This is a genomic window from Achromobacter sp., assembly GCF_036567245.1.
Taxonomy (GTDB): Bacteria; Pseudomonadota; Gammaproteobacteria; order Burkholderiales; family Burkholderiaceae_B; genus Achromobacter.
This window is the reverse complement of sequence record NZ_DATCUY010000304.1, coordinates 1-8,168: the sequence shown is the minus strand read 5'-3', so window position 1 is coordinate 8,168 and position 8,168 is coordinate 1. Positions and strand designations below refer to the sequence as shown.

General features: G+C 66.9%; 7 protein-coding genes. All 7 read left to right on the top strand.

The window, feature by feature from the left end; translation table 11 throughout:
• Positions 1 to 634 (top strand): VRR-NUC domain-containing protein (locus tag VIR09_RS13510; RefSeq protein ID WP_332013327.1); only part of this gene is annotated, 634 nt, incomplete at its 5' end.
• Positions 631 to 2,901: an ATP-dependent DNA helicase gene (locus VIR09_RS13505; protein WP_332013326.1), complete on the top strand. Its 2,271-nt coding sequence runs from the start codon at positions 631 to 633 to the stop codon at positions 2,899 to 2,901. The genes VIR09_RS13510 and VIR09_RS13505, both read left to right, overlap by 4 nt.
• Before the next feature lie 111 nt (positions 2,902 to 3,012).
• Positions 3,013 to 3,408: a hypothetical protein gene (locus tag VIR09_RS13500; protein ID WP_332013325.1), complete on the top strand. Its 396-nt coding sequence runs from the start codon at positions 3,013 to 3,015 to the stop codon at positions 3,406 to 3,408.
• Positions 3,409 to 3,510: 102 nt separating this feature from the next.
• On the top strand, positions 3,511 to 4,977 hold the full coding sequence (locus VIR09_RS13495; RefSeq protein ID WP_332013324.1) for an amidase: 1,467 nt from the start codon (positions 3,511 to 3,513) through the stop codon (positions 4,975 to 4,977).
• Positions 4,978 to 5,225: 248 nt separating this feature from the next.
• Positions 5,226 to 6,845 carry a methyl-accepting chemotaxis protein gene (locus tag VIR09_RS13490; protein ID WP_332013323.1) on the top strand — a complete coding sequence of 540 codons (1,620 nt, stop codon included), beginning with the start codon at positions 5,226 to 5,228 and terminating at the stop codon, positions 6,843 to 6,845.
• An 8-nt stretch (positions 6,846 to 6,853) separates the two neighbouring features.
• Complete coding sequence (locus VIR09_RS13485) at positions 6,854 to 7,375, top strand: chemotaxis protein CheW (RefSeq protein WP_332013322.1); 522 nt, start codon at positions 6,854 to 6,856, stop codon at positions 7,373 to 7,375.
• A partial coding sequence (locus tag VIR09_RS13480) for a protein-glutamate O-methyltransferase CheR (protein WP_332013321.1) occupies positions 7,372 to 8,168 on the top strand: 797 nt, incomplete at its 3' end. The genes VIR09_RS13485 and VIR09_RS13480, both read left to right, overlap by 4 nt.

Here is an 8,168-nt window from a genome sequence, read left to right as displayed (position 1 = left end):
CTTGCTGCGCACCGACCTGACGCTGGCGCGGCCGACCGAGCCCGCCTCGGTGGAGTTCGTCACGCGCGATCACCTGCACCGGGACGACGCGCCCGTGCACTACGTGGAAAACGCGCTGATCAATTCGCTGTTCGGGCTGCTGTGCTGGCCGGCAGTATTCGCGCCCTTGCCGGGCGCCTTCTTCCATCCGTTCCAACGCGGTCCCGCCGATCTGGACGCGCCGGATTTCCACCAACGCCGTGCGGCGTTGTTCACGCAATGCCTGGCGCAGCTGGACACGCCGGGCTACCGCGACCTGATCCTGCAACGCTACGCCGACAAGTCGGGCCTGCAGTCGCCCTTCGTGTTCTGGGGCTCCCTGTCTGAGGATCTGCTCACGCAGGCGCTGGACTGCCTGCCGGCAGCCCATTTGAAGCTGTATTTCGAGCGCCTGCTGCGCGACGTCAAGATCAACCGCTCCGGCCTGCCGGACCTGATCCGCTTCTGGCCGTCCGAGCGCCGCTACGAACTGATCGAGGTCAAGGGCCCGGGCGACAAACTGCAGGACAACCAGATCCGCTGGCTGCAATACTGCGTGTCGCACGGCATGCCTGTGCGGGTGTGCCACGTCAGCTGGCGCGAGGACGCGGCATGAGCTACGCGGTGGCGGTGCGCGCGCTGTGCGAATTCACGGCGCGGACAGGGGACCTGGACCTGCGCTTCACGCCCGCGCCCACGGGGCTGGAGGGCATGGCGGGCCACGCGACCATGACGGGCCGTCGCGGGCCGGACTACGAGACCGAAGTGGCCCTGTCCGGGCAGCATGAAAACCTGCTGGTGCGCGGCCGTGCCGACGGCTACGACCCGGTTGCCAATCAGCTCGAAGAGATCAAGACCTACCGCGGCCAGCTGGACAGCGTGCGCGATAACCACCGCGCGGTGCATTGGGCGCAGGCGAAGGTATACGGACATCTGCTGTGCCAGGCGCGCGGACTCGAATGCCTGCGCGTGGCGCTGGTGTACTTCAACGTGGTCACCGAGGAAGAGACGGTGCTGGTGGAAACGCACGAGGCCGCGGCGCTGGAGGCGTTCTTCCGCGAGCAATGCGGGCGTTTCCTGGCGTGGGCGGCGACCGAGCTGGCTCACCGCCAATCGCGCGATGCGGCGCTGGAGGCGCTTAAGTTTCCACATGGCGAGTTCCGCGCCGGGCAGCGCGAGCTGGCCGTGGCCTCCTATCGCACGGCACGCGACGGCGGTTGCCTGATGGCGCAGGCGCCCACCGGCATAGGCAAGACGCTGGGCACGATCTTCCCGCTGCTCAAGGCCAGTCCGGGCGCGGGCCTGGACAAGATCTTCTTCCTGGCGGCCAAGAGCCCGGGACGCGGCCTGGCGCTGGAAGCGCTGGACACCGTCAACGCTCAGCCCGCCGCGCCCGGCCTGCGGGTGCTGGACCTGCAGGCGCGCGACAAGACCTGCGTGCATCCGGACCTGGCCTGCCACGGCGAATCCTGCCCGCTCGCCCAGGGTTTCTATGACCGCTTGCCACAGGCGCGCGAGGCCGCGCTGACGCACGCGCGGCTGGATGCCGCCACCGTGGCGGCGACTGCGCGTGAGCACCAGGTCTGCCCGTATTACCTGTCGCAGGAACTGATCCGCTGGAGCGACGTGGTGGTGGGCGACTACAACTACTACTACGACGCCACGGCGATGCTGTACGCCATGACCCAGGTCTACCAATGGAAGGTGGCGGTGCTGGTGGACGAGGCCCACAACCTGGTCGACCGGGCGCGCCGCATGTATACGGGCGAGCTCGATCAGGCCTCGCTGGCGGCGGCGCGCTACGCCGCGCCCAAGGCGCTGAAGAAATCCCTGGACGGCCTGCAACGCTCCTGGAATGCGCTCAACAAGAAGCAGGCTGAACGCTATCAGGCCTATGACGAGGTGGCGGCCGGGGTGCTGGCTGCAGTGCAGAAGGCGGTGGGCGCGATCATGGAACACATGGCCGAATCGCCGCTGCCCCAGGACGACCCGGTGCTGGCGTTCTACTTCGAGGCCCTGCAATTCATGCGGCTGGCCGAGCAGTTCGGTTCGCACGCGTTGTTCGATGTGACCCGGTCGGATGCAAGCGCCGCCGGCGCCAAGACGCCGCCTTCCGTGCTGTGCGTGCGCAATGTGATCCCGGCGCCGTATCTGGCGGCGCGCTACGCGGCGGCGCACGCTACCGTGCTGTTTTCCGGCACGCTGAGCCCGCAGCAGTTCTACCGCGACACGCTGGGCCTGCCTGCGGCCACGCCCTGGCTCGACGTGGCTGCGCCGTTCCAGGCCGAACAGCTGGCGGTGAGGGTGGTGGGCAACGTGTCCACGCGCTATCGCGACCGCGAGCGCTCGCTGGAACCCATCGTCGAACTGATTGCGCGGCAGTATGCGGAGCGGCCAGGGAACTACCTGGGCTTTCTCAGCAGCTTCGACTATCTGCGCCAGGTGTCGGACCTGATGCGCGAGCGCCACCCCGCCGTGCCGATCTGGCTGCAGACCCCGGGCATGGACGAGGCCGGCCGGGCCGCGTTCCTGGCGCGCTTTACCGAAACCGGGCAGGGCGTGGGCTTTGCGGTGCTGGGCGGCGCTTTTTCGGAGGGCGTGGACTTGCCCGGCAAGCGCTTGATCGGCGCTTTCATCGCCACGCTGGGACTGCCGCAGGTAAACGCCGTGAATGAAAACATGAAGCGCGCCATGGACCAGCGCTATGGGGTCGAGAACGGCTACGACTACACCTACCTGTATCCCGGCATGCAGAAGGTGGTGCAGGCGGCGGGCCGCGTCATCCGTACGGAACACGACGTGGGCACGGTGCACCTGATCGACGACCGCTACCGCCGCGCCAAGGTGCGCGGCTTGTTGCCCGGCTGGTGGCGCGTGGATTGATCAGGCGGGGCGCAGTTCCGTCAGCGGCTGGCGGTGTCTCGATCTGGCGCAAGGGATTGCGCCTGCCTCGCGTATCATCCGGCCTTCGTTTTTCTGACTTCGGATGCATCGATGACCGGTTCCCGTTTCCTGGCCGCTTGCGGCCTGCTCTGCGCCTTGGCGTCCAATCCCGCCTTGGCCCGCGAGCGCGATTTGCCTTACACGGATGCGGACCTGTGGTCCAAGAAAAAGGCGGGCGACCTGATCACGCTATGCCGGAAGGAAACGCCCGCGATCCTCAAGCAGATGGTCGCTGAAGACAAGAGTTCGCCGTTGTACCAGGCGACCGACCTGGACGTTCCCGACGTCTACGACGTGATGCAGGACGTCGGGCCGCTGGTATGGATGATCAGCACCGACTACACCTTCACGGACGCCAGCGGCAGGAAACGCGAGTTTGTCGCCTCCTGCCTGTTCGACAGGAAAGGAAAGTCAGGGTTCGACACGGTGTCCAACGAGCCCTCCTGATCCGCGGGCGTAGTATTGTCTGCCTGCGCGACCGGTGTCCGGCCAGCGCCGCCCAATATGACAAGGCGCCCCGTTTCGAGGTGCGCCATAGAGGAGACAAGCATGTCCATCGCCGCCCCGTTGAACGACATCGTGGCCATGCCGGCCCACGCGCTGTCCGAGGCGATCCGGCAGCGCCAGGTGTCCTGCCGCGAAGTGATGACGGCCTATCTGGCGCACATCGACCGGATCAACCCGAAGCTCAACGCCATCGTCGCCCGGCGCGACAGCGACGAGCTGATGCGCGAGGCGGATGAGCGCGACGCGCAATTGGCCGCGAGCCAATGGCTGGGCTTTCTGCATGGCATGCCGCAGGCGCCCAAGGACCTGACCGCGGTGCGCGGCATGGTCACGTCCATGGGCTCGCTGGTCTACAAGGACCAGGTCACGGCGCACGATTCCATCATCATCGAGCGCATGCGCGCGTCCGGCGCCATCTTCATCGGCCGCAGCAACGTGCCGGAGTTCGGGCTGGGCTCGCATACCTACAACCCGGTATACGGCGTCACCGGCAACCCCTACGATCCGTCCAGGACCGCGGGCGGCAGCAGCGGCGGTGCGGCCGCTGCCCTGGCGGCACGCATGTTGCCGGTGGCGGACGGCAGCGACTTCGGCGGCTCGTTGCGCAATCCCGCGGCGTTCTGCAACGTCTACGGCATGCGCCCCTCGGCCGGCCGGGTGCCCTACGGGCCGTCGACCGAGGTCTTCCTCAAGCAGTTGGCCTACGAAGGGCCCATGGGCCGGTCGCCGCGCGACGTGGCCATGCTGCTGTCCGTGATGGCGGGGCCGGACCGGCGCGTGCCGCTGTCCCTGACCGGCGACCCCGCCCAGTTCGCCCAGCCGCTGGACGCCGACCTGCGCGGTAAGCGCGTGGGCTGGCTGGGCGACTGGAACGGCTACCTGCCAATGGAGGCGGGCATCCTGGAACTCTGCGAGCAGGCCCTGGCCGATCTGGCGCAGACCGGCTGCGAGGCGGTCGACTATCAGGTGCCATTCGCCGGCGAACGCCTCTGGCGGATCTGGCTGGCCCACCGCCACCTGATGGTGGGCGGGCAGCTCCATCCCCTGGTTCACAATCCCGAAACGCGCAAGCTGGTGAAGCCGGCCGTGGTCTGGGAAGTCGAGGGGCTGGAAGGCATGACGGCGCGGCAGGTCTACCAAGCCACCGAAGAGCGCAGCGCCTGGTACCAGACCGTGATGCGCATGTTCGAAGACGTGGACTTTCTGGCGGTGCCGTCGGCCCAGGTGTTTCCCTTCGACGCGGCGCTGGACTGGCCCAAGGAGATCGCCGGGCGTCCCATGGACACCTATCACCGCTGGATGGAGACCGTCACGCCCTGGACGCTGGCGGGCTGCCCGGTAATCAGCGTGCCGGTGGGATTCAATGCCGCCGGCTTGCCCATGGGTCTGCAGCTTATCGGGCCGCCACAAGCTGACCTGGCTGTCCTGCAACTGGCGCACGCCTACGGACAGACACGCGATTGGGTCGACTCCCGGCCGCCCGCGGCGCTCTGGAGTGAAACCGCCTGAAAACGGGTCCGGTACGCATTGTTGCGGGAAAAGACAAGCCCTTGTAAGAGGGCTTTGCTTTTTCCCGACGCAAACCGCCACATTTGGCGCAATTTCAGCGTTTTCCGTGGCTGGGGGCCTTTGCCTTTGCAATAATTGTCATCCAACTCACAACATCCCGTAATAAATGGACAGCCTTGTGTCCCTCGTTCTGTTCCAGAATATTTCGGCCCAATCGACGAGTTGATTTTGCATAGAGGTTTCCCGGCATGAACAATCTGACACTACGCCAGCGCATCCTGGCCAGCTTCCTGGCGATCCTGGCCATCATGGCGTTGATGGTGGTGATGGATTACCGGCGCCTGCTGGTCATCGAGTCGGAAGTCGAACTGATCAACAACGACGCCGTGCCCGGCATCTACTACAGCACCTCGATCCGCGCCTCCTGGTTCGCCGGCTTCGTGCTGGTGCAGGACGCGTTGAACATGGAGACGGAGCAGGAGCGCAACAGCATCCTGGCCGGGTTGCCCGGGACTGACCAATTGCTGGCGGACCATACCGAGCAGTACCGCCGCACCATCGCGCGCGAAGACGATCGCGGGATGTTCAGCGAGTTCGAGAAGGAACTCCAGGACTACAAGCGCATCCGCGCCAATGTGCTTGCGCCGGCCACGCTGGCGAACCCGGCGCAAGCGCAAGCCCTGATCAAGGCGGAGCTGCGGCCCGCGTTCTACAAGGGCCGCGACATCCTGGCCAGGATGGTGCTGGAAAACAAGAAGCAGGCCGATGAAGCGGCGGCCGCCATCAGGCAGTCGGTGGATAGCGCGGAAGTGCGCATGCTGGTGTCGCTGGGCCTGGCGATCGTCGCCGCCATCATCTGCGGCATCATGCTGATGCGTGCGATTGCCAACCCGATGCGCGCCATCGTCAAGACACTGGAAGCCACGGGCGGCGGCGATCTGACGCGGCGCCTGACGCTGGCGCGCAAGGACGAGTTCAACGCCATCGAAACCGGCTTCAACGGCATGGTGGACGAGCTGACCGGGCTGGTCGGCAAGACGCAGCGCTCGGCGGTGCAGGTGGCCACCTCGGTGACCGAAATTGCTGCTACCTCCAAACAGCAGCAGGCCACGGCTTCCGAGGTCGCCGCCACCACCACGGAAATCGGCGTCACCTCGCGCGAAATTTCCGCCACCTCGCGCGAGCTGGTGCGCACCATGGCGGAAGTCTCGGGCGCGGCCGAGCAGACCGCGGCGCTGGCGGGCAGCGGCCAGGTGGGCCTGGCGCGCATGGAGGACACCATGCGCAACGTGGTGGGCGCGGCGGGCTCGGTCAACGCGAAGCTGGCGATCCTGAACGAGAAGGCCGGCAATATCACGCAAGTGGTTACGACAATCACGAAAGTGGCTGACCAGACCAACCTGCTGTCGCTGAACGCGGCGATCGAGGCCGAGAAGGCGGGCGAGTACGGCCGCGGCTTCGTGGTGGTGGCCACCGAGATCCGCCGGCTGGCGGACCAGACCGCCGTCGCCACCTATGACATCGAGCAGATGGTGCGCGAGATCCAGTCGTCGGTGTCGGCCGGCGTCATGGGCATGGACAAGTTTTCCGAAGAAGTCCGGCGCGGCATGGCCGACATGCAGCAGGTCGGCGACCAGTTGTCGCAGATCATCCAGCAGGTGCAGACGCTGGCCCCGCGCGTGCAGATGGTCAACGAAGGCATGCAGGCGCAGGCCACCGGCGCCGAGCAGATCAATCAGGCCTTGCAGCAGCTGAGCGATGCCGCGCAGCAGACCGTGGAGTCGTTGCGTCAGTCCACGCTGGCGATCGAAGAGCTGACGCTGGTCGCCAACGACCTGCGCAGCGGCGTGTCGCGCTTCAAGGTGTGACGGCTGCCATGGCGGAGCACGCTCACTCTGCTGCGGCCGGACGCCGGCTGTATCTGCTGTTCCGCATCGGCGGCGACCGCTATGCGCTGGACGCGAGAGACATCGCCGAGGTGCTGGGCCTGCGCGAGTTCAAGCAGGTGCCGGGCGCGCCGGCCTGGGTGGCCGGCGTCATGGACCGCCGCGGCGTCGCCATACCCGTCATCGACATGAGCGCGCTGGCGGGCGGCGGTGCGGCCGCCGCCGTGACCAGCACCCGGCTGGCTCTGGTGCGCTACCGGGCGGTTCCGGACGGGCCGCAGCATCTGCTGGGGCTGATCCTGGAGCAGGCGACCGAAACCGTGCATTACGATCCCGCCGCGTTCCAGTCCGGCGGCCTGGACAATCCGGGCGCGCGCTATCTGGGCGCGGTGCTCAGCGATGCCGGCGGCATGGTGCAAGCCGTCAACGTCGACGATCTGCTGCCCGCGCCGGTACGGGCGCTGCTGTTTCCCGAGAATGCCGCAGGCGCGGCGCGCGAGGCGCGGCCATGATGCTGATCGACGATTTCAGCGCCTTGCTCAAGCGGCGCATGGGCCTGGACAGCGGCTCCATCGGCAAGGCCGCCGTGGAGCGCGCGGTGCGGCGCAGAATGGGCATGGCGGGCGTTGCCGACGAACAGGATTATCTGTGGCAGGTGCAGGCGTCGCCCGCCGAGATGCAGCAGCTGATCGAAGCGGTCATCGTGCCGGAGACCTGGTTTTTCCGTTATCCCGAATCGCAGGCGGCCATGGCCGCTCTGGCGCGGGCGCGCCTGTATGCCGCCGGCGCCGAAGGCCGTGTGCTGCGGGTGCTGAGCGTGCCCTGTTCCAGTGGCGAGGAGCCTTATTCCATCGCCATGGCGCTGCTGGACGCGGGCGTGCCCGCCGAACGTTTCCAGATCGACGCCTTCGACATCAGCGTGCGCATGGTTGAATTCGCGCAGCGCGCCCTGTATGGCCGCAATTCCTTCCGCGGCGATGACCTGGGCTATCGCGACCGCTATTTCTCCGAGACCGCCGACGGCCATCAACTGGCCGCCCAGGTGATGGGGCAGGTGCGGTTCCAGCCGGGCAATCTGTTCGATCCCGATCTGCTGGCCGGCGTGGCGCCCTATGATTTCGTGTTCTGCCGCAACCTGCTCATCTACTTCGACTCGGCCACGCAGGAACGCGCGGTGCAGGTACTGCGCCAGTTCACGCGCGAAGATGGCGTGCTCTTCGTCGGCCCGGCCGAAACCACGCTGCTGACCGGACGCAGGCTGCCCGCGGTGCCGATGGCGCGCTCGTTCGCCTTCCTGGCCAAGCC